A 21,205-nucleotide genomic window follows, 5' to 3' on the forward strand; every position below is an offset into this window, starting at 1 on the left:
CAAGCGCTGGCGCAGGAAAAGCAAAAAGGGGGCCCTAGGCCCCCTCTGTGCTACGCGGTCAGGCGACCTGCCCTGAATCAGGCGTCAGGCGCTGCCTTGGCTTGCGGCTCGCTGTTCTCGTAGATCATCAGCGGCTGCGAGGTACCCTCGATGACGCTTTCATCGATCACCACCTTGCTGACTTCCTTCGCAGAGGGAATCTCGTACATGGTGTCGAGCAGCACCCCTTCCAAGATGGAACGCAAGCCACGGGCGCCAGTCTTGCGCTCCAGAGCTTTGCGAGCAACGGCCTTGAGCGCATCGCTGCGGAACTCGAGGTCGACGCTTTCCATCTCGAACAGCTTGGCATACTGCTTGGTCAGCGCGTTCTTGGGCTCGGTCAAAATCTGGATAAGCGCTGCTTCGTCCAGCTCATCAAGCGTTGCCAACACGGGCAAGCGCCCCACGAACTCGGGGATCAGGCCAAACTTGACCAAGTCGTCAGGCTCGACCTCACGCAGAGATTCGCCGACTTTCTTGCCCTCCTCCTTGCTGCGCACTTCAGCACCAAAGCCCATACCACCTTTGGTGGAGCGGTTCTGAATGACCTTTTCGAGGCCAGAGAACGCGCCACCGCAGATGAACAGGATATTACGGGTATCAACCTGCAAAAATTCCTGTTGCGGGTGCTTGCGACCGCCCTGTGGAGGTACGGAGGCAACGGTGCCCTCGATGAGCTTGAGCAAGGCTTGCTGCACACCTTCACCCGAAACATCACGGGTGATGGACGGGTTATCCGACTTGCGCGAAATCTTGTCGATTTCGTCGATGTAGACGATACCCATCTGGGCCTTTTCCACATCGTAGTCGCACTTCTGCAGCAGTTTCTGAATGATGTTCTCAACGTCCTCACCCACATAACCAGCTTCGGTCAGGGTGGTGGCGTCCGCGATTGTGAACGGTACGTTCAACAAGCGCGCGAGGGTTTCGGCGAGCAAGGTCTTACCCGAGCCCGTCGGGCCGATGAGCAGGATATTGCTCTTGCCCAGCTCGACATCGTCACCCTTCTTGTCACGCTGGTTCAAGCGCTTGTAGTGGTTGTAAACCGCCACGGCAAGCACCTTTTTCGCGCGTTCCTGACCAATGACGTACTGGTCGAGGATACCGCTGATTTCTTTCGGCGAAGGCAATTTGTGCGCGCTGCTTTCGGCCTGAGCTTCCTGCACCTCCTCGCGGATGATGTCATTGCACAGGTCGACGCACTCGTCGCAGATAAATACCGAGGGCCCGGCAATCAGTTTGCGCACTTCGTGCTGGCTTTTGCCGCAGAAGGAGCAATAAAGCAATTTGCCGCTGTCCTCGCCGTTACGGGTGTCAGTCATTCGATCGATCCAATCCGGTAGGCTTGTAACACAAGATGAAGGCAATTGCGGGCTTTTTCAAGTCCGCAGGCAGGCGCATCATGCGCCTACCTGCCCTGGCCTCCCGCTTCAGGAAGCCAGTTGCCGCTTGTCGTATACCGAGTCGATCAGGCCGTACTCGGCTGCGCGCGAGGCGCTCATGAAGTTGTCGCGCTCGGTGTCGCGCTTGATGGTCTCCAGATCCTGACCGGTGTGGTAGGCCAGAAGCTCGTTCAGGCGCGCCTTGATGTTCAGGATTTCCTGGGCATGGATTTCGATATCGGTAGCCTGGCCCTGGAACCCGCCCAAGGGCTGGTGAATCATCACACGCGAGTTCGGCAGGCAGTGACGCTTGCCCTTGGCACCGGCAGCGAGCAGGAACGCACCCATGCTGCAGGCCTGGCCGATGCAGATGGTCGATACGTCCGGCTTGATGAACTGCATGGTGTCGTAGATCGACATGCCGGCGGTTACGGACCCACCCGGCGAGTTGATGTACAGATGGATATCCTTGTCCGGGTTTTCCGCCTCAAGGAACAGCATCTGTGCGACGACGAGATTGGCCATGTAGTCTTCGACCGGGCCAACCAGGAAGATCACGCGCTCCTTCAGGAGGCGCGAGTAGATGTCGTAGGCGCGTTCGCCACGGGCGGACTGCTCGATAACCATAGGGACCAGGCCGCCTGCAGCCTGGATGTCAGAGCTCTGCTGAATAAAAGAATTGCGGGACATGTCCTGCGCTCACTCCCAAATAGTCATGGCTTGAATACACACAAGCCAGCGCGAAGGCTGGCTTGTGGGGGCTTCCTGCGAAAAGACCGCTTACTCGGCTTCGTCAGGTGCCTGGGCTGGCTTGACGGCCTCTTCATACGAGACCGACTTGTCAGTCACAGTCGCTTTCTGCAGAACAGTATCCACAACTTGTTCTTCAAGCACAACCGAACGCACTTCGTTCATCTGCTGGTCGTTCTTGTAGTACCAGGCGATGACTTGCTCAGGCTCCTGGTAGGCCGAAGCCATCTCCTCGATCATCTCGCGAACCTTGGCATCGTCTGGCTTGAGGTCGTATTGCTTGACCACTTCTGCCACGATCAGGCCCAGCGCAACACGGCGCTTGGCTTGCTCTTCGAACAGCTCGGCCGGCAATTGCTCAGGCTTGATGTTGCCACCGAACTGCTGAACCGCCTGCACGCGCAGACGATTGACTTCGTTTTCCAGCAAAGCCTTTGGCGCTTCGATCGGATTGGCAGCCAGCAGACCGTCCATGACCTGGTTCTTGACCTTGGTCTTGATGGCTTGGCGCAGCTCACGCTCCATGTTCTTACGAACTTCGGCGCGGAAGCCTTCCAGGGTCGATTCCTTGATACCGAACTGGGCGAAGAACGCTTCGTTCAGCTCAGGCAGCACAGGGGCCGACACGCTGTTGACGGTAATGGTGAACTCGGCGGCCTTGCCGGCCAGGTCCAAGTTCTGGTAGTCCTCTGGGAAGGTCACGTTGACGACGCGCTCTTCGCCAGCCTTGGCGCCGACCAGGCCGTCTTCGAAGCCTGGGATCATGCGGCCGGAGCCCAGCACCAACTGGGTACCTTTGGCCGAGCCACCGGCGAACGTTTCACCGTCAACCTTGCCAACGAAGTCGATGTTGAGCTGATCATCGGTTTGCGCGGCGCGCTCGACGGCTTCGAAGCGCGTGTTCTGCTTGCGCAGCACTTCCAGCATCTTGTCCAGGTCAGAATCGGCGACTTCGGCGCTCAGGCGCTCGACGGTGATCGACTCGAGGCCGGCAACGGTGAACTCCGGGAATACTTCGAAGATCGCGACGAACTCCAGGTCCTTGCCTTTTTCGAACGACTTCGGTTCCACGGACGGCGCGCCGGCAGGGTTCAGTTTCTGCTCGACAATGGCTTCGTAGAAGGAAGCCTGAACCAGATCACCGAAGGCTTCCTGGCGGGCATCGGCCTCGAAGCGCTGACGGATCACGCTCATGGGCACCTTGCCGGGGCGGAAGCCGGCAACCTTGGCGCGCTTGGCAGTCTGCTGCAGACGCTTGTTGACTTCGTTCTCGACGCGCTCAGCCGGAACGGCGATGGTCATGCGGCGCTCGAGAGCGGAAGTGTTTTCAACAGAAACTTGCATGGATATTCCTCGTTGCACAGACGTTAGCCGGCGTTAGCCCGACTCCAGAATCAAGGGCAAGCATTCTAGTGAGTCGCGCAGCAGAAGTCACCCCACTCGGGACGACCTGAAACAACGCCGGTCGATTAACTTTCAAGGGCCGCGCGGCGAACCGCGCGACCTGTTTCCAAGAAGCCTGGCCAGACATTGCAACGATCACTTGCCGCAACATCTTGCTCAACAAATACACCTTGAACTGCACGCCCCTTATTCGGGCTCTATCTCGTTGAACTCGCAGTACTCCTCCCAGGACAACCCCAGCGCATCGGCCACCTCCCGGTGGGTCTCAAGGCGCATGACCCGCAATTGTTCCGGGGTTTCGGCGATCAGCTCAAGTGCGAGCTCCCAGGGCTGGATACCTTGCTCTTCAGCGGCATCCTCGAACGCCCATTGAATTTGCTGCGCCTGCTCACGCGCATCCAGCGCGCGGATCTCTTCGAGCAAGTGGGGGTTCGCTTCGGCGAAACGCTGCAGCGCGGCAGCCTGGCGGGCTTCTTTTGCGATCATTGGCTATGTCCTGGTACTTCCCGCTTCATCGGGTTTCAACCGGCTGAAATCTATCAGCTTTTATTGGGACGAAACCAGCGGATTGCAAGGGCGGCCTGCAATAAATACTGACGCCACGGCCCGAGGCAGCGCTGCCGAGCCATTAGGCAAGCCGGGTGCCTGGGAGCGAGCCAGTCCAGCGCGTTGACCGACCTGATCATCACAGGATCGACCGGGTCGAACACCCACACAGGATCCGGGCGCACCAAAAAACAAAAGGCGCCCGATCTCGCGATCAAGGCGCCTTTCGTATTAAAGATGGGGTGGACGATGGGAATCGAACCCACGACAACTGGAATCACAATCCAGCGCTCTACCAACTGAGCTACGCCCACCATATTGCGGTGTAACGGTACTGCCTTACTGAAGCATGGTGCGGACGAAGAGACTCGAACTCTTACAGCTTGCGCCGCTGGAACCTAAATCCAGTGTGTCTACCAATTTCACCACGTCCGCGTAACGCTTAAAACAAAGGCGCCAGTTACCGCGCGGCGCCTTCGAAGAATATGGGGTGGACGATGGGAATCGAACCCACGACAACTGGAATCACAATCCAGCGCTCTACCAACTGAGCTACGCCCACCATAACGCGTTCAAACACCTTGCTTGCCAAAGCTGCCTAAGTGGCGCACCCGGCAGGACTCGAACCTGCGACCATCCGCTTAGAAGGCGGATGCTCTATCCAGCTGAGCTACGGGCGCTTAAGCTTGAAGCCTAACCGAACAAGACACTGACAGCTCACTGCCAAACGACTCATTCTGCCCGACTTCGCCAACCAGTGCTAGGCTGTGCCCGACAAGTGCGGCGAATCTTATAGCCGACCCCTGGGGTCGTCAACAACTTTCTAAAAAAAATTTAAATTATTGAAGGGGTTAGGGCATTTGCCCGACCGCCCGCCTTTGCCCTCCAGCCATGTCGTGCGAGAATACGCGTTCTTTATTGTTCCCCTTCCGATGGTTAATCACGCGTCTATGACTGCACAACTAATCGATGGCAAGGCGATTGCCGCCAAGCTGCGCCAGCAAATCGCTCAACGTGTCGCGCAGCGGCGCCAGGAGGGCCTGCGCACGCCGGGCCTGGCAGTGATTCTGGTCGGCACCGACCCTGCCTCCCAGGTCTACGTCTCGCACAAGCGCAAGGATTGCGAAGAAGTAGGCTTCCTGTCGCAGGCCTTCGACCTGCCTAGCCACACCACGCAAGAAGCGCTTACTGAACTGATCGATCGCCTCAATGACGACCCGTCCATTGACGGCATCCTGCTCCAACTGCCGCTGCCCGCGCACCTCGACGCGTCGTTGCTGCTCGAGCGCATCCGCCCGGACAAGGATGTGGACGGCTTCCACCCCTATAACGTCGGTCGCCTCGCACAGCGCATCCCGCTGCTGCGCCCCTGCACACCCAAGGGCATCATGACCCTGCTCCAGAGCACCGGGCAGGACCTGTACGGCATGAATGCCGTGATCGTCGGGGCCTCGAACATAGTTGGACGGCCAATGGCGCTGGAGTTGTTGCTCAGCGGCTGTACGATCACCGTGTGCCATCGCTTCACCCAGGACCTGGCAGGGCATGTCGGGCGCGCGGACCTGGTGGTCGTTGCCGCCGGCAAGCCTGGGTTGGTCAAGGGTGAATGGATCAAGGAAGGTGCCATCGTCATCGACGTCGGTATCAACCGTCAGGAGGATGGCAAGCTGGTGGGCGATGTCGTCTACGAAACCGCCCTTCCCCGTGCTGGCTGGATCACTCCGGTGCCAGGCGGCGTAGGGCCGATGACCCGCGCCTGCCTGTTGGAAAACACCTTGTATGCGGCCGAAACGCTTCACGGCGATTGAGGCAAGCGAGCATGGCGGCCCTGCCGTCATTGCTTGAGCGACGGGCGGTTATCTACCGCCCCATCCTCATCCAGGCGAATTCGATTATTGGCCAGCCTGCCCGCCCTGCCGCTGCGTTTAGTCACCGCTAATCGCGCACCTCTGATATCGAACGCCAGACTCCTCTCGGCTCCACCTGCCAGCGCGTGACAATTGGCACTACATGGGTCAGCTAACAATCCATTGCCCCATTGGGTTTCCAATAAACACAGATGCCCTAAACCCGCGGGCCTGCGCAAGCCTCATCACATCCCCTTGGGGTCTGTATCTAAAACGCTTTCGCGTTGAATGCCGCCCTCCATGGCAAGCTTATTGCTGCCTGTAGCATGTTGCCTAAGCTCTAGGCCCTCTGATGGGTGAGCTGACACTTACTGCACTCCAACAGAGCATTGAGCGTTTACATGCACCATGACTGGTCAGACCGGTAAGGCCAAAAAAGCTTGCACTGCGCCGAAAATAGGCGTTTTATGGCCAAGCGCTGAACAAACCGGTAAGACCACAATAATTAAGTCCTGCGCTCATTCGCCCCGTGCGGCCAACGAAGCAAGGACACCGACCTGAGATCACTCCCATGCTCAAATGGTGCTCGCGTTCGATCTTCCTTCAAGTCGTGCTGGGCCTGGCCCTTGGCGTTGCCTGCGGCCTGAGTTTCCCCGACCTTTCCTTGCAGCTCAAACCCCTCGGCGATGGCTTCATCAAGCTGATCAAGATGCTGATCGGCCTGATCGTCTTTTGCGTAGTGGTCAGCGGCATTTCCGGTGCCGGTGACCTGAAGAAGGTCGGTCGCATCGGCCTCAAATCGGTCATCTATTTCGAAGTGCTGACCACGCTGGCGCTGGTCATCGGCCTGGTGTTCGCGTTCACCAGTGGTATCGGTAGCGGCGCCAACATCCACCTCGACCAGTTGTCCGGCGCTGATGCCAACAGCCTGGCCGAGCGTGGTCAGCATATCCATGGCGCCACAGCGTTCTTTATGGACCTGATCCCCACTTCGGTGGTAGGTGCCTTTGCTGACAACAACATCCTGCAGGTACTGTTGTTCTCGGTACTGTTCGGCAGCGCGCTCAACCTGGTGGGCGATTCGGCTGCGGGCATTTCGCGGCTGATCAACGAGCTTAGCCATGTGATCTTCCGCATCATGGGCATGATCGTGCGTCTGGCGCCCATTGGCGTGTTCGGCGCCATCGCCTTCACGACCAGCAAGTACGGCCTGGAGTCGCTCCAGCATCTGGGCGGCCTGGTGGCGTTGTTCTACCTCACCTGCGCAGGGTTCGTGCTGATCGTGCTGGGTACCGTCATGCGTTTGTCGGGGCTGAAATTGCTGCCCCTGATCAAGTATTTGCGCGAAGAGCTGACCATCGTCCTGGGTACGGCTTCTTCCGATGCCGTGCTACCGCAGATCATGCGCAAGCTCGAACACCTGGGCATCGGCAGCTCAACGGTCGGGCTGGTGATTCCAACCGGCTATTCCTTTAACCTTGATGGTTTCTCCATCTACCTGACCTTGGCCATTGTCTTCATCGCCAATGCCACCGGTACGCCCCTGGCGATGACAGACCTGCTGACGATCTTGCTGGTTTCACTGGTCACGTCCAAGGGCGCGCATGGGATTCCAGGCTCGGCGCTGGTGATACTTGCCGCGACACTGACTGCAGTCCCTGCGATCCCGGTGGTGGGCTTGGTACTGGTACTCGCTGTGGATTGGTTCATGGGCATCGGGCGCGCGTTGACCAACCTGATCGGCAATTGCGTTGCCACCGTGGCCATCGCCCGCTGGGAAAAAGACATCGACCTGGAGCGCGCTCAGAACGTGCTCGACGGCAAGCCTGGCTTTGCGCACAACCCGCGTAAGCAGCCTGCAGCCCACCAACAGGAATTCTGAAAGAAAAGGGCCGGCTCGCATGCCGGCCCCTGAAGGAGCGAAACGTGATCAGCTCATCAACCGTCGTCAACGCTGTGGTGGAAAAGCTGCGTCAAGCCCTCGCCCGTGGCCAATGGCGCAGTGGCGACATGCTCCCTGGCCAGCGAGAATTGGCCGAACAATTGGGCATCAGCCGCCCGAGCCTGCGTGAGGCCGTCATCGTGCTCGAGACCCTTGGGCTGGTGCGCGCTTTGCCAGGCAAAGGTGTGCTGGTGCTGGATGCCGATACAGCTACCTCCGCTTCGGCGCCCACTGCCAGTGCACAGGCCAGCCTCGCCGATGTGCTTGAACTGCGCTATACCCTCGAACCCTTCATCGTCGGACTGGTGGCCCAGTCGGCCAACAGCCAGGACATCGGCCAGTTACGGTTGACCTTGATGGACATGCGTGAAGCCCTTGAGGCCGATGACAGCGAAGCGGGCATGAACGCCTACATTGCATTCCACCAGGCGCTGTTTGCCCTGACCACCAACCCCATTTTCCAGAGCGTCGTACAGCAAACGGGCATTGCCCTGAAGCAAAGCGCGGACATGCTGCGCAATTCACCCGAGCACCTGGCTGCCCGTCTCAAGGAAAACGAAGCCGTGGTGCGGGCGATTCGTGAGCGCAATAGCACCCAGGCCAGCACCCAGATGCGGCAACACATTCTCGCCGAGGGTTTGCGCATGGGCATTGCGCTCAATGTGCCGGACGAACATCGGCACCCATAATCCAGGAGAGCAATCATGAAGGGTGCACATCACCTGCCCGACCTGCTTGCAGCCGGTGAGACCCGGCTTTGCGCCGAACAGATCTACCCACGGTTGTTCGATGCCATTCTGGAGCAACGCCTGCCGCCTGGCACTTTGCTGCCAGAGCAAGCGCTGGGCCAGGCATTTGGCGTGAGCCGTACGGTCATCCGCCGAGTGCTAGGCCGCTTGAGCGACCAGCAGGTAGTGGTACAACGCCCAAGCCATACGGCTCATCTGGTTGCGCCCGATCCGCATCAGGCACGCCAGGTACTGAGCGCGCGCCGGCTTGCCGAAACCACGCTGATAACCCTGGCCGTCGAACGCGCCCGCCCCGAGCAACTCAAGCAGCTGCGCCAATTGGTCGAGCGTGAACGCGTGCATCATGAAAAGGGCGAACGCTGCGCCGCTATACGACTGGGTGGTGAGTTTCACCTGAAACTGGCCCAGGTGGCGGACAATGCTCCGTTGTCGCGCTTTCTCAATGGGTTGGTGCCCATGACGTCCCTTATCATCGCGCGATACGAGTCACCGTGCTGTGACCATTGCGCCTGGCAAGAACATGCAGCGCTGATTGAGGCGCTCGAGCGAGGCGATGCACAGTCCGCCCTCGCCCTGATGAACGAGCACCTTGACCGGCTTGAAGCCAAGCTTCGACTGGACTGAGCCAGGTGATTTCAGCGAACCTGCTGACAGCAGCGCCTCAAGTTGCTGCCATTGCCGAACTGGGCAGGCCGAACATTTTGTCGAAAGCCCAGTTGTAGGCAAAGGTATAGCAAGGCACCAGCACGATGAATGCCATGTCCACCAGCAGCGCATCGAGCAGGCTCATGTCCAACCACCACGCGATCAGCGGAATCAGGTAGATCACGAGGGTCAGCTGAAACCCTACTGCGTGCACTACGCGCCGAGCCACGCTGCGCCCTCGTGTGGCTTGCCGGCTTTCCCAATATTCAAACAGCGTGTTGTAGACCAGGTTCCAGATCATGGCGATGGTGGTGATCATCACCGCGAGCGGCCCCGTGTGAGAAGCCTGGGTGTCGGACAGGTAGGCAAGACCCAAGGTGGACATGCACAGGCCGATCAACTCGTAAAACGTCACATAAACCAGTTTGCGCTTCAAACCCTGCACTGCATCGACCTCATCTAAATAGCTTGGGCCGGGTATAGTGCGTCATTACATCTGACAACAAAAGTCAGCAGCTTTCAGCCTGACTGACAGGAGAAGCGTGTGTCATTTACCAGTGAAACTATCCAGGTTTTTCTCACCGTGCTGGACAAAGGCTCATTCTCTGCCGCCGCGCGCAGCCTGCAGCGCGTGCCCTCGGCGGTCAGCATGGCAATCGGCAACCTGGAGGCCGAGCTGGGCTACAGCCTGTTCCAGCGCGGAGCTCGCGATGTTCGACCCACAGTCCAAGCCCTTGCGCTTGAGCCCCATGCGCGGCTGATTGCCGAGCAGCTGGGTTTGCTGCAAGTGCATGCCGTAGAGCTCTCCGAGGGCCTGGAAAGCAACCTGACCCTGGCGGTGGTGCCGGACGTCGATCAGCAGCTGCTAATAGCGGCCATTGCCGAGCTCGGCCAACGTTATCCATTGCTCGAAGTCGCGATACTGAGTGCGCCGCAAGAACAAGCGCTGGATTTGCTGGACAGCGGTCGGGCCGACCTGTGCGTGGCATTTGCAGGTCTTCACGTCGACCCGCAACGCGGGTTTCAGCTGATTGGCGTCGAGTCTCTGGTGGCGACCCTTGCTCCTCATCATCCGGCCGCACGGTCTGGTGTAATCCAGAACCTCGAAGACCTTACAGGCGTGCGGCAGATCCTGGTACGCAGCCGCGACCTGCCGTTGACCGACCCGCGCATGGTCATTGGTGCCACCCATTGGACGACCGACAGCTTCGATTTCGCCTTGCAGATGGTCGAGGCAGGCCTGGGCTGGGGTGATCTGCCGCTGTCCAGGGTCGCGCCGCTGCTGGACGCAGGCCGCCTGAAACGTTTGGCCTTCCAGAACACGCGCAACGAGCTGCAACTCCCGGTGCATGTGTTCTGGCGTAAGCAGCAACCGCTGCTCAAGGCTGCCAGGATGCTGGTCGAGCGGCTGGCCTTGAGGTGATCACCGCTTGTCGAAAGCTGTGAGAAATTTCCGTAGGCGTATCAACCTTTTACCCGCCACGCCGATACCCCTTTGGACAGGGCTGACAGCGCACCACACCCGCGCTGTGCCCTCCCGTTAATGGCTCAAGGTCTCGAAACATGAACCTGAAATTTCGCCACAAGATTCTGCTCAGCGCCAGCGGCGTAGTGGTATTGGCATTCGCCTTGTTCACGCTGTACAACGATTACCTGCAACGCAATACGATCCGGCAGAACATCGAGGCATCGGTGGAACAATCCGGCGCATTGACCGCCAGCAGCGTGCAGAACTGGATGAGCGGGCGCATTCTTGTACTGGAAAACCTGGCGCAAGACATCGCCCAGCTCGGAACGGGGGATACCCTCGCTGGCCTGGTGGATCAGCCTTCCTATACGCGCAACTTCCTCTTCACCTACATGGGCCAGGCCAACGGGCTATTCACGCAGCGCCCGGATGCGCAAATGCCTGCAGACTATGATCCACGCAAACGCCCTTGGTACAGCGCAGCTGCCAACGCCGGCCAGACCTTGCTGACGCCGCCCTATCAAGCGGCTGTGGGTGGCCTGGTGGTGACGGTAGCCATCCCGGTCAAAAGCCGGTCAAACGGCGAGCTGCTCGGTGTAGTGGGCGGCGACGTCAGCCTCGATACACTGGTCGAAATCATCAACAGTGTCGACTTTGGCGGCATAGGCCACGCCTTCCTCGCCGACAGCGATGGCCAGGTGATCGTCAGTCCTGACAAAGATCAGGTCATGAAAAACCTCAAGGACATCTACCCTGGCACCAACCTGCGCGTTACACCCGGTATGCAGGACGTCGTGCTCAATGGCCAGGAACGCTTGATCTCATTTGCGCCAGTAGCCGGCCTGCCCTCGGCCAAGTGGTACATCGGTCTTTCGATCGACAAGGACAAGGCTTATGCAGCCCTGAGCCAGTTCCGTACTTCGGCACTGATCGCCATGCTCATCGCGGTCGCTGCCATCGCAGGCCTGCTTGGCTTGCTGATTCCGGTGCTGATGCGCCCCTTGACCACCATGGGACGCGCCATGCGTGACATCGCCGAAGGCGAAGGTGACCTGACCCGCCGCCTGGCGGTGCAGAATCAGGATGAGTTCGGTGAGTTGGCTACCTCTTTCAACCGCTTCGTTGAACGTATCCATGCCTCCATCAGCGAGGTGTCCTCGGCCACACGGCTGGTCCACGACCTGTCTGAAAAAGTCGTCAGCGCTTCCAATGCCTCCATCAACGGTTCTGAAGAACAAAGCATGCGCACCAACAGCGTGGCGGCAGCGATCAATGAACTGGGTGCCGCGACCCAGGAAATCGCGCGTAACGCAGCCGATGCATCGCAGCATGCGAGCGGCGCCAGTGAGCAGGCCCACGATGGACGTGCCGTGGTGGAGGAAGCGATCAGCGCCATGACCTCGCTGTCGCAGCGCATCAGCGAATCGTGTGCACAAATCGAAACGCTGAACGCCAGCACCGACGAAATTGGCAAGATCCTGGATGTGATCAAGGGCATTTCTCAGCAAACCAACTTGTTGGCCTTGAACGCGGCCATCGAAGCCGCTCGCGCTGGTGAGGCCGGCCGTGGCTTTGCCGTTGTGGCTGATGAAGTGCGAAATCTTGCCCACCGTACGCAGGAGTCAGCCGAGGAAATCCATCGAATGATCACCGGCCTGCAGGTCGGCTCACGCGAAGCGGTGCATACGATGAACACCAGCCAGGTTTCCAGTGAGCAAACCGTTCAGGTAGCCAACCAGGCTGGTGAACGTCTTGCCAGCGTGACTCAGCGCATTGGCGAAATCGACGGCATGAATCAGTCGGTGGCCACCGCCACCGAAGAGCAGACTGCCGTGGTGGAAAGCCTCAACCTGGATATCACCCAGATCAATGCGTTGAACCAGCAGGGTGTGGAGAATCTCAACGAAACGCTGCGCCATTGTGATCAATTGGCCCAGCAAGCCGGCCGGTTGAAGCAGCTGGTGGGCAGTTTCCGGATCTGATTGTTTAACGTTGTATGGGGGCAGTGCCATGATGCGGGCTGCCCCCAGTTATAACCTAATAACGAACAAGTCTATTTGGCTATAAAAAAATCTATATGCTGGCTGCATCCGATAACGGGCAAAGCTGGGCAGTCGAGTAGCGTATGGATGTAGGTTCTTTCGGTTTTACCATTGCAGGATTGGTCGTAGGGTTCATCGTTGGCATGACAGGTGTAGGCGGTGGCTCGCTGATGACGCCAATCCTGCTGTGGTTCGGGATCAACCCAGCAACGGCAGTGGGTACCGACTTGCTCTATGCGGCGATCACCAAGGCCAGCGGCGTATGGGTACATGCGCGTAACAAGAACATCGATTGGAAGATCACGGGGCTCCTCAGCCTGGGGAGCGTTCCCGCGGCTGCACTGACGCTGTGGTTCCTCAGTACGCTGCACACCGACACCACGGCCGTAAACGCGATCATCAAGCAGGGCCTAGCCGTTGTATTGATCCTCACAGCCTTGGCTATCTTGTTCAAATCGCGGTTGCAGGCATTCGCTAGCCGCCACGCCGGTGACCATTACCATCTGAGCGATCGTAGCCTCAATACCCTGACTGTCCTGACCGGCGTCGTATTGGGTGTCATGGTAACGCTCACCTCCATCGGCGCTGGCGCACTGGGCACCGTCGCCCTCTTCCTGCTCTACCCTTTCCTGATCACACGTCGCCTGGTTGGCACCGAGATAGCTCATGCCGTCCCGCTCACGTTGGTGGCTGGGCTGGGTCATGCGGGCATGGGTAACATGGACTGGTCATTGCTCGGCTACCTGCTGCTGGGATCACTGCCGGGTATCTACCTGGGTAGCCACCTGACCGGGCGCATATCGGACCGCGTGCTGCGCCCGTGCTTGGCCGCGATGCTACTGTTGATTGGCTATAAGCTGGCGTTCTGAGGGCAGTTGATCCTCAACCGCCACTGGCCGCTGAAGCTCAATTCGATGCGTGACAATGGCAGGACATCGATGCGTTGGGCTGCCACCATTGGGCAGCCCAGCACCTGTACCAATACTGCACGCATGACCATTGGGTGAGTGACAGCGAACCATTCACCCGGCAGCTCAAAATCCTTCAGCCAAACGCTCATACGATGGCAGAGCGCTTGAAAAGACTCCCCTCCATGCACCTCGCTCGCGGGGTTCTCCAGCCAGTCGGCCAAGGCTGACGGCTGCTCGGCTTGTACGCGCTTTAACGCCAGCCCTTGCCATCGCCCCATGTTGCAATCCGCCAATCCTGACGCAATCGTTGCATCGCCCAAGGCCAGGGCGGTTTGCTGAGCGCGCTGTTCCGGCGCTGTCAGGATCTGAAATGTACCGTGCGGTACGCAGCGGCGGGGTACGGACACCAGCGGCTCTTCCGGTTCAGGGAAATACCCACGCTTTTGAGCCAGCGTTAGTCCATGGCAGATCATCGTCAGGCGAGTGGCTTTCACCTTTTGGGCCTCGAGGGTAGGAATGAATTCAGTTAGCTCCGAAGGCGATCATCCTAGTGACCTCGTCCGGAGCGGTATAGCCTACGCAGGATGATTCATTAATCACACACAGTTGTTGTTTTTCAACGCCCTGCTCACAGGCAGATGGAGAAGCACCGTTGAGACTTTTTGCAGCCCAAAGACAAAACCCCTACCTGCATGCGCAGATAGGGGTTTTGCGAAATGAATCTTGACGATGACCTACTCTCACATGGGGAAACCCCACACTACCATCGGCGATGCATCGTTTCACTACTGAGTTCGGGATGGGATCAGGTGGTTCCAATGCTCTATGGTCGTCAAGAAATTCTGTAGCCAGAATGTCCTGTTGGACAGCCCAGCGAATCCGGATATGTGATGTTTGTGATGTGTTGCGAACTTTCGGTTCATGTCATCTTCACCACCGCAATCTGCAGAAGCAAATTGCTTGGGTGTTATATGGTCAAGCCTCACGGGCAATTAGTATTGGTTAGCTCAACGCCTCACAGCGCTTACACACCCAACCTATCAACGTCGTAGTCTTCGACGGCCCTTTAGGGGATTCAAGATCCCAGTGAGATCTCATCTTGAGGCAAGTTTCCCGCTTAGATGCTTTCAGCGGTTATCTCTTCCGAACATAGCTACCCGGCAATGCCACTGGCGTGACAACCGGAACACCAGAGGTTCGTCCACTCCGGTCCTCTCGTACTAGGAGCAGCCCCTCTCAAATCTCAAACGTCCACGGCAGATAGGGACCGAACTGTCTCACGACGTTCTAAACCCAGCTCGCGTACCACTTTAAATGGCGAACAGCCATACCCTTGGGACCGGCTTCAGCCCCAGGATGTGATGAGCCGACATCGAGGTGCCAAACACCGCCGTCGATATGAACTCTTGGGCGGTATCAGCCTGTTATCCCCGGAGTACCTTTTATCCGTTGAGCGATGGCCCTTCCATACAGAACCACCGGATCACTAAGACCTACTTTCGTACCTGCTCGACGTGTGTGTCTCGCAGTCAAGCGCGCTTTTGCCTTTATACTCTACGACCGATTTCCGACCGGTCTGAGCGCACCTTCGTACTCCTCCGTTACTCTTTGGGAGGAGACCGCCCCAGTCAAACTACCCACCATACACTGTCCTCGATCCGGATAACGGACCTGAGTTAGAACCTCAAAGTTGCCAGGGTGGTATTTCAAGGATGGCTCCATGAGAACTGGCGTCCCCACTTCAAAGCCTCCCACCTATCCTACACAAGCAAATTCAAAGTCCAGTGCAAAGCTATAGTAAAGGTTCACGGGGTCTTTCCGTCTAGCCGCGGATACACTGCATCTTCACAGCGATTTCAATTTCACTGAGTCTCGGGTGGAGACAGCGCCGCCATCGTTACGCCATTCGTGCAGGTCGGAACTTACCCGACAAGGAATTTCGCTACCTTAGGACCGTTATAGTTACGGCCGCCGTTTACCGGGGCTTCGATCAAGAGCTTCGCTTGCGCTAACCCCATCAATTAACCTTCCGGCACCGGGCAGGCGTCACACCCTATACGTCCACTTTCGTGTTTGCAGAGTGCTGTGTTTTTAATAAACAGTCGCAGCGGCCTGGTATCTTCGACCAGCAAAAGCTTACGGGGCAAGCCCTTCACCTTCGCCGGCGCACCTTCTCCCGAAGTTACGGTGCCATTTTGCCTAGTTCCTTCACCCGAGTTCTCTCAAGCGCCTTGGTATTCTCTACCTAACCACCTGTGTCGGTTTGGGGTACGGTTCCCAGTTATCTGAAGCTTAGGAGCTTTTCTTGGAAGCATGGTATCAACCACTTCATCGCCTAAAGGCAACTCGTCATCAGCTCTCGGCCTTGAAATCCCGGATTTGCCTAAGATTTCAGCCTACCACCTTAAACCTGGACAACCAACGCCAGGCTGGCCTAACCTTCTCCGTCCCTCCATCGCAATAACTGGAAGTACAGGAATATTAACCTGTTTTCCATCGACTACGCTTTTCAGCCTCGCCTTAGGGACCGACTAACCCTGCGTCGATTAACGTTGCGCAGGAAACCTTGGTCTTTCGGCGTGCGAGTTTTTCACTCGCATTGTCGTTACTCATGTCAGCATTCGCACTTCTGATACCTCCAGCAAGCTTCTCAACTCACCTTCACAGGCTTACAGAACGCTCCTCTACCGCATCACCATAAGGTGATACCCGTAGCTTCGGTGCATGGTTTGAGCCCCGTTACATCTTCCGCGCAGGCCGACTCGACTAGTGAGCTATTACGCTTTCTTTAAAGGGTGGCTGCTTCTAAGCCAACCTCCTAGCTGTCTAAGCCTTCCCACATCGTTTCCCACTTAACCATGACTTTGGGACCTTAGCTGACGGTCTGGGTTGTTTCCCTTTTCACGACGGACGTTAGCACCCGCCGTGTGTCTCCCATGCTCGGCACTTGTAGGTATTCGGAGTTTGCATCGGTTTGGTAAGTCGGGATGACCCCCTAGCCGAAACAGTGCTCTACCCCCTACAGTGATACATGAGGCGCTACCTAAATAGCTTTCGAGGAGAACCAGCTATCTCCGAGCTTGATTAGCCTTTCACTCCGATCCACAGGTCATCCGCTAACTTTTCAACGGTAGTCGGTTCGGTCCTCCAGTCAGTGTTACCTAACCTTCAACCTGCCCATGGATAGATCGCCCGGTTTCGGGTCTATACCCAGCGACTAAACGCCCTATTAAGACTCGCTTTCGCTACGCCTCCCCTATTCGGTTAAGCTCGCCACTGAATATAAGTCGCTGACCCATTATACAAAAGGTACGCAGTCACCTAACAAAGTAGGCTCCCACTGCTTGTACGCATACGGTTTCAGGTTCTATTTCACTCCCCTCTCCGGGGTTCTTTTCGCCTTTCCCTCACGGTACTGGTTCACTATCGGTCAGTCAGTAGTATTTAGCCTTGGAGGATGGTCCCCCCATATTCAGACAAAGTTTCTCGTGCTCCGTCCTACTCGATTTCATTGATAAGAGATTTTCGTGTACGGGGCTATCACCCACTATGGCTGCACTTTCCAGAGCATTCCACTAATCTCAAATCAACTTAAGGGCTGGTCCCCGTTCGCTCGCCACTACTAAGGGAATCTCGGTTGATTTCTTTTCCTCAGGGTACTTAGATGTTTCAGTTCCCCTGGTTCGCCTCTTGCACCTATGTATTCAGTACAAGATAACCAGCTTGTGCTGGCTGGGTTCCCCCATTCAGAGATCTCTGGATCACAGTCTGTTTGCCGACTCCCCAAAGCTTTTCGCAGGCTACCACGTCTTTCATCGCCTCTGACTGCCAAGGCATCCACCGTATGCGCTTCTTCACTTGACCATATAACCCCAAGCAATCTGGTTATACTGTGAAGACGACATTCGCCGAAAATTCGCACGTCGCTCTTACGAGCAGAACTCACAAATTTTACCTTAGCCTGAATTCCAGCAGTGAAACTGGTCTTCAGTCTATTTCTATCACATATCCGAATTTTTAAAGAACGATCTGACAAAAGTCAGAAATCAACATTCACACCGGAATGTTCATTTCTGATTTCTCATCAGCAAATGAATCAAGCAATTCGTGTGGGAGCTCATCAGCAGGCTGATGTCGTCGATTAAGGAGGTGATCCAGCCGCAGGTTCCCCTACGGCTACCTTGTTACGACTTCACCCCAGTCATGAATCACACCGTGGTAACCGTCCTCCCGAAGGTTAGACTAGCTACTTCTGGTGCAACCCACTCCCATGGTGTGACGGGCGGTGTGTACAAGGCCCGGGAACGTATTCACCGCGACATTCTGATTCGCGATTACTAGCGATTCCGACTTCACGCAGTCGAGTTGCAGACTGCGATCCGGACTACGATCGGTTTTGTGAGATTAGCTCCACCTCGCGGCTTGGCAACCCTCTGTACCGACCATTGTAGCACGTGTGTAGCCCAGGCCGTAAGGGCCATGATGACTTGACGTCATCCCCACCTTCCTCCGGTTTGTCACCGGCAGTCTCCTTAGAGTGCCCACCATAATGTGCTGGTAACTAAGGACAAGGGTTGCGCTCGTTACGGGACTTAACCCAACATCTCACGACACGAGCTGACGACAGCCATGCAGCACCTGTGTCAGAGTTCCCGAAGGCACCAATCCATCTCTGGAAAGTTCTCTGCATGTCAAGGCCTGGTAAGGTTCTTCGCGTTGCTTCGAATTAAACCACATGCTCCACCGCTTGTGCGGGCCCCCGTCAATTCATTTGAGTTTTAACCTTGCGGCCGTACTCCCCAGGCGGTCAACTTAATGCGTTAGCTGCGCCACTAAAATCTCAAGGATTCCAACGGCTAGTTGACATCGTTTACGGCGTGGACTACCAGGGTATCTAATCCTGTTTGCTCCCCACGCTTTCGCACCTCAGTGTCAGTATCAGTCCAGGTGGTCGCCTTCGCCACTGGTGTTCCTTCCTATATCTACGCATTTCACCGCTACACAGGAAATTCCACCACCCTCTACCGTACTCTAGCTTGCCAGTTTTGGATGCAGTTCCCAGGTTGAGCCCGGGGCTTTCACATCCAACTTAACAAACCACCTACGCGCGCTTTACGCCCAGTAATTCCGATTAACGCTTGCACCCTCTGTATTACCGCGGCTGCTGGCACAGAGTTAGCCGGTGCTTATTCTGTCGGTAACGTCAAAATTGCAGAGTATTAATCTACAACCCTTCCTCCCAACTTAAAGTGCTTTACAATCCGAAGACCTTCTTCACACACGCGGCATGGCTGGATCAGGCTTTCGCCCATTGTCCAATATTCCCCACTGCTGCCTCCCGTAGGAGTCTGGACCGTGTCTCAGTTCCAGTGTGACTGATCATCCTCTCAGACCAGTTACGGATCGTCGCCTTGGTGAGCCATTACCTCACCAACAAGCTAATCCGACCTAGGCTCATCTGATAGCGCAAGGCCCGAAGGTCCCCTGCTTTCTCCCGTAGGACGTATGCGGTATTAGCGTTCCTTTCGAAACGTTGTCCCCCACTACCAGGCAGATTCCTAGGCATTACTCACCCGTCCGCCGCTGAATCCAGGAGCAAGCTCCCATCATCCGCTCGACTTGCATGTGTTAGGCCTGCCGCCAGCGTTCAATCTGAGCCATGATCAAACTCTTCAGTTCAATACTGCTTGGGTTTTTAAGAAACCCTAAACTTGGCTCAGCAATCTCAAATGACTATGTGATTTCTCGCATGGCCACTTGTGATGCTGATAATCTTTTTGACTATCAGTCCGTACTCACAAGCACCCACACGAATTGCTTGATTCGATTTGTTAAAGAGCGTTTGGCTGAGCGTGTTTCGTCTCAACCGAGGCGCGCATTCTACGCTTTCCTCATTGCCTGTCAAGCGTTTATTTTGAAGTTTATTTCGAGAAAATCGTTCAGCTTCAAAGGCTTGCAGTACTCCAGTGCGTCTACTTGATGCCCGACTGCGCTGGGGTGCGGCGAATTATAGACACTAATTTCGTAGCGTCAAGCATTAATCTTATCCGAACGTCATTTGAGTGGAACGCTTAACACTCTATTGCTGTCTGCTACACCGTTGCGCACTATAGTGCGCAACGCCACTCCTAGGTAATCCGTCCCCATGTCCAAACCGCCTCGCAACCTGGCTAGCGTGCTGTTCCCAATCGGCCTGCTGCTCATCGCCATGGCATCGATTCAGACCGGTGCTTCGATCGCCAAAAGCATGTTCCCACTCATTGGCGCACAAGGCACGACCTCACTGCGACTGATTTTCGCCAGTTTGATAATGGTTGCGCTGCTACGGCCATGGCGAGCACGCTTCACTACTCGCACCCTGCGTAACGTCCTTATCTATGGCTTGGCGCTCGGCGGAATGAATTTCCTCTTCTATATGTCCCTGCAGACGGTGCCCATTGGCATTGCGGTGGCACTCGAATTCACCGGCCCACTGGCAGTTGCCATATTCGCCTCACGTCGCGCCATCGACTTCATCTGGATCGCGCTGGCCATTTTCGGCCTGCTGATGTTGCTGCCCGCAGGCCATGACGGACAGGCGCTGGATCCACTGGGCGCCTGCTACGCAATCGGCGCGGGGGCGTGCTGGGCACTTTATATAGTCTTCGGCCAACGCGCCGGTGCCGAACATGGCGTGCAGAGCGCAGCGCTGGGAGTGGTGGTCGCTGCACTGTTCATCGCACCGATCGGCATCGTGCATGCCGGTAGCCTGCTGCTGACGCCCGCGGTCATCCCCATGGCGATCGCTGTAGCGGTATTGTCTACCGCCCTCCCCTATAGCCTGGAAATGGTTGCGCTCACGCGCATGCCCGCTCGTACCTTCGGCACCCTCATGAGCATCGAGCCTGCCTTCGGTGCCTTGTCCGGGCTGTTGTTCCTGGGCGAGGTCCTGTCATTTACCCAATGGCTGGCCGTAGGCGGCATTATCGCGGCTTCCGTGGGCACGACGTTGTCCATGCGCCATAGCCCAGAACCGACGATGGTCGCGGATTGACACGGGAAAACTTTTCGTTGAAAGCTGCATGGGTGTTGTGGCGTCACCGCTCGCTGATTAAGCTGTCCCAGCGCAGTCGAACAGGGACGCTGTACTCTTCAGGATGAACCCGAGCGAAAATGACGGACCCAGGTAGCTGATCCGTCCTGCATTTAAGGACAGGAATGAAACGTATTTTGCTCATCCTGGCCATCTTGGCTATTGCTGGATGTGCCGCCACGGCGAAAACCGAGGTCAAACGGGGCAAGAAAGGCCTGCATATCAACTGCTCCGGCCTGTCTTCTTCGTGGGACAACTGCTACAGCAAGGCCGCTAGCGCCTGCACCACTCGCGGATATCGCGTCGTCGCCCGTTCAGGCGACAGCGACGAAGAGGACGGCGATTATCTATTTGGCATCAACCCTGCCGGCTACACCAGCCGCAGCATGATCGTCATTTGCAAGTGAC

Annotated in this window: 15 protein-coding genes, 4 tRNA genes, 3 rRNA genes and 1 pseudogene; 10 read left to right on the forward strand and 13 right to left on the reverse strand. The window is 56.9% G+C overall.

Going from position 1 to position 21,205, the window contains the following annotated elements; translation table 11 throughout:
- Positions 1–77 precede the first annotated feature (77 nt).
- From clpX to B2J77_RS12965, 8 genes are all read right to left on the reverse strand, one after another.
- On the reverse strand, positions 78–1,361 hold the full coding sequence (clpX, locus tag B2J77_RS12930) for an ATP-dependent Clp protease ATP-binding subunit ClpX (RefSeq protein WP_023536000.1): 1,284 nt from the start codon (positions 1,359–1,361) through the stop codon (positions 78–80).
- A gap of 108 nt (positions 1,362–1,469) precedes the next feature.
- A complete protein-coding gene (clpP, locus tag B2J77_RS12935; RefSeq protein ID WP_023536171.1) occupies positions 1,470–2,111 on the reverse strand; it encodes an ATP-dependent Clp endopeptidase proteolytic subunit ClpP in 642 nt (213 codons plus the stop codon).
- 90 nt (positions 2,112–2,201) lie between these two features.
- Positions 2,202–3,515: a trigger factor gene (gene tig / locus B2J77_RS12940; protein WP_058603779.1), complete on the reverse strand. Its 1,314-nt coding sequence runs from the start codon at positions 3,513–3,515 to the stop codon at positions 2,202–2,204.
- Positions 3,516–3,761: 246 nt separating this feature from the next.
- Positions 3,762–4,061: a DUF6388 family protein gene (locus B2J77_RS12945; RefSeq protein WP_058637417.1), complete on the reverse strand. Its 300-nt coding sequence runs from the start codon at positions 4,059–4,061 to the stop codon at positions 3,762–3,764.
- Between the two features lie 298 nt (positions 4,062–4,359).
- Positions 4,360–4,435, reverse strand: a tRNA-His gene (locus B2J77_RS12950).
- A gap of 36 nt (positions 4,436–4,471) precedes the next feature.
- Positions 4,472–4,556, reverse strand: a tRNA-Leu gene (locus B2J77_RS12955).
- A gap of 51 nt (positions 4,557–4,607) precedes the next feature.
- Positions 4,608–4,683, reverse strand: a tRNA-His gene (locus B2J77_RS12960).
- 41 nt (positions 4,684–4,724) lie between these two features.
- Positions 4,725–4,801, reverse strand: a tRNA-Arg gene (locus tag B2J77_RS12965).
- Between the two features lie 270 nt (positions 4,802–5,071).
- Here B2J77_RS12965 and folD point away from each other — a divergent pair.
- From folD to B2J77_RS12985, 4 genes are all read left to right on the forward strand, one after another.
- Complete coding sequence (gene folD, locus B2J77_RS12970; protein WP_058603777.1) at positions 5,072–5,929, forward strand: bifunctional methylenetetrahydrofolate dehydrogenase/methenyltetrahydrofolate cyclohydrolase FolD; 858 nt, start codon at positions 5,072–5,074, stop codon at positions 5,927–5,929.
- 610 nt (positions 5,930–6,539) lie between these two features.
- Complete coding sequence (locus B2J77_RS12975) at positions 6,540–7,850, forward strand: C4-dicarboxylate transporter DctA (protein WP_058603776.1); 1,311 nt, start codon at positions 6,540–6,542, stop codon at positions 7,848–7,850.
- Between the two features lie 44 nt (positions 7,851–7,894).
- The gene (locus tag B2J77_RS12980; protein ID WP_058637419.1) at positions 7,895–8,599 is read left to right on the forward strand and encodes a FadR/GntR family transcriptional regulator; all 705 of its coding nucleotides are present in this window, start codon (positions 7,895–7,897) and stop codon (positions 8,597–8,599) included.
- Between the two features lie 15 nt (positions 8,600–8,614).
- Positions 8,615–9,283 (forward strand): GntR family transcriptional regulator, encoded by a 669-nt coding sequence (locus B2J77_RS12985; RefSeq protein WP_058637420.1) that lies wholly within the window; start codon positions 8,615–8,617, stop codon positions 9,281–9,283.
- A gap of 37 nt (positions 9,284–9,320) precedes the next feature.
- Here B2J77_RS12985 and B2J77_RS12990 read toward each other — a convergent pair whose 3' ends face one another.
- On the reverse strand, positions 9,321–9,749 hold the full coding sequence (locus B2J77_RS12990; protein ID WP_058603773.1) for a PACE efflux transporter: 429 nt from the start codon (positions 9,747–9,749) through the stop codon (positions 9,321–9,323).
- Positions 9,750–9,848: 99 nt separating this feature from the next.
- On the opposite strand from B2J77_RS12990, the gene B2J77_RS12995 reads away from it, so the two are divergent.
- The 4 genes and pseudogenes from B2J77_RS12995 to B2J77_RS13005 all read left to right on the forward strand — a co-directional run bounded on the left by B2J77_RS12995 (position 9,849) and on the right by B2J77_RS13005 (position 13,683).
- Entirely contained in the window at positions 9,849–10,727 is an 879-nt protein-coding gene (locus tag B2J77_RS12995) for a LysR family transcriptional regulator (protein WP_058637421.1), read from the forward strand.
- Between the two features lie 140 nt (positions 10,728–10,867).
- A pseudogene (locus B2J77_RS21930) lies at positions 10,868–11,899 on the forward strand (cache domain-containing protein); the annotation flags it as partial.
- 114 nt (positions 11,900–12,013) lie between these two features.
- The gene (locus tag B2J77_RS21935; protein ID WP_371259668.1) at positions 12,014–12,754 is read left to right on the forward strand and encodes a methyl-accepting chemotaxis protein; all 741 of its coding nucleotides are present in this window, start codon (positions 12,014–12,016) and stop codon (positions 12,752–12,754) included.
- 143 nt (positions 12,755–12,897) lie between these two features.
- The gene (locus B2J77_RS13005) at positions 12,898–13,683 is read left to right on the forward strand and encodes a sulfite exporter TauE/SafE family protein (protein ID WP_058603770.1); all 786 of its coding nucleotides are present in this window, start codon (positions 12,898–12,900) and stop codon (positions 13,681–13,683) included.
- Here the strand turns inward: B2J77_RS13005 and B2J77_RS13010 are convergent.
- The 4 genes from B2J77_RS13010 to B2J77_RS13025 form a co-directional block, all read right to left on the reverse strand.
- Positions 13,665–14,219, reverse strand: coding sequence for a histidine phosphatase family protein (locus tag B2J77_RS13010; RefSeq protein ID WP_078478801.1), 555 nt, complete (start codon positions 14,217–14,219; stop codon positions 13,665–13,667). The two genes, B2J77_RS13005 and B2J77_RS13010, sit on opposite strands and share 19 nt — an antisense overlap.
- A 227-nt stretch (positions 14,220–14,446) precedes the next feature.
- Positions 14,447–14,562: ribosomal RNA gene (rrf, locus tag B2J77_RS13015) — 5S ribosomal RNA — on the reverse strand.
- A gap of 134 nt (positions 14,563–14,696) precedes the next feature.
- Positions 14,697–17,589, reverse strand: a 23S ribosomal RNA gene (locus B2J77_RS13020).
- Between the two features lie 278 nt (positions 17,590–17,867).
- A 16S ribosomal RNA gene (locus tag B2J77_RS13025) occupies positions 17,868–19,404 on the reverse strand.
- The 16S, 23S and 5S rRNA genes sit together here, the layout of an rRNA operon.
- Before the next feature lie 466 nt (positions 19,405–19,870).
- Between B2J77_RS13025 and rhtA the strand changes: the two genes are divergently transcribed.
- Together rhtA and B2J77_RS13035 are read left to right on the forward strand one after the other, a co-directional pair.
- A complete protein-coding gene (rhtA, locus tag B2J77_RS13030; protein WP_078478802.1) occupies positions 19,871–20,758 on the forward strand; it encodes a threonine/homoserine exporter RhtA in 888 nt (295 codons plus the stop codon).
- A 164-nt stretch (positions 20,759–20,922) separates the two neighbouring features.
- Complete coding sequence (locus tag B2J77_RS13035) at positions 20,923–21,204, forward strand: hypothetical protein (RefSeq protein WP_023534016.1); 282 nt, start codon at positions 20,923–20,925, stop codon at positions 21,202–21,204.
- Position 21,205 lies beyond the last annotated feature (1 nt).

It is taken from the genome of Pseudomonas parafulva, from assembly GCF_002021815.1.
GTDB lineage: Bacteria > Pseudomonadota > Gammaproteobacteria > Pseudomonadales > Pseudomonadaceae > Aquipseudomonas > Aquipseudomonas parafulva_B.

Bases quoted from the DNA above. Each gene is read 5' to 3' on its own strand.
- B2J77_RS13035 (WP_023534016.1), top strand. From the start codon at position 20,923: ATGAAACGTATTTTGCTCATCCTGGCCATCTTGGCTATTGCTGGATGT.
- B2J77_RS13005 (WP_058603770.1), top strand. From the start codon at position 12,898: ATGGATGTAGGTTCTTTCGGTTTTACCATTGCAGGATTGGTCGTAGGG.
- B2J77_RS12985 (WP_058637420.1), top strand. From the start codon at position 8,615: ATGAAGGGTGCACATCACCTGCCCGACCTGCTTGCAGCCGGTGAGACC.
- B2J77_RS12945 (WP_058637417.1), bottom strand. From the start codon at position 4,061: ATGATCGCAAAAGAAGCCCGCCAGGCTGCCGCGCTGCAGCGTTTCGCC.
- clpX (WP_023536000.1), bottom strand. From the start codon at position 1,361: ATGACTGACACCCGTAACGGCGAGGACAGCGGCAAATTGCTTTATTGC.
- B2J77_RS12975 (WP_058603776.1), top strand. From the start codon at position 6,540: ATGCTCAAATGGTGCTCGCGTTCGATCTTCCTTCAAGTCGTGCTGGGC.
- tig (WP_058603779.1), bottom strand. From the start codon at position 3,515: ATGCAAGTTTCTGTTGAAAACACTTCCGCTCTCGAGCGCCGCATGACC.
- folD (WP_058603777.1), top strand. From the start codon at position 5,072: ATGACTGCACAACTAATCGATGGCAAGGCGATTGCCGCCAAGCTGCGC.
- rhtA (WP_078478802.1), top strand. From the start codon at position 19,871: ATGTCCAAACCGCCTCGCAACCTGGCTAGCGTGCTGTTCCCAATCGGC.
- clpP (WP_023536171.1), bottom strand. From the start codon at position 2,111: ATGTCCCGCAATTCTTTTATTCAGCAGAGCTCTGACATCCAGGCTGCA.
- B2J77_RS21935 (WP_371259668.1), top strand. From the start codon at position 12,014: ATGCGCACCAACAGCGTGGCGGCAGCGATCAATGAACTGGGTGCCGCG.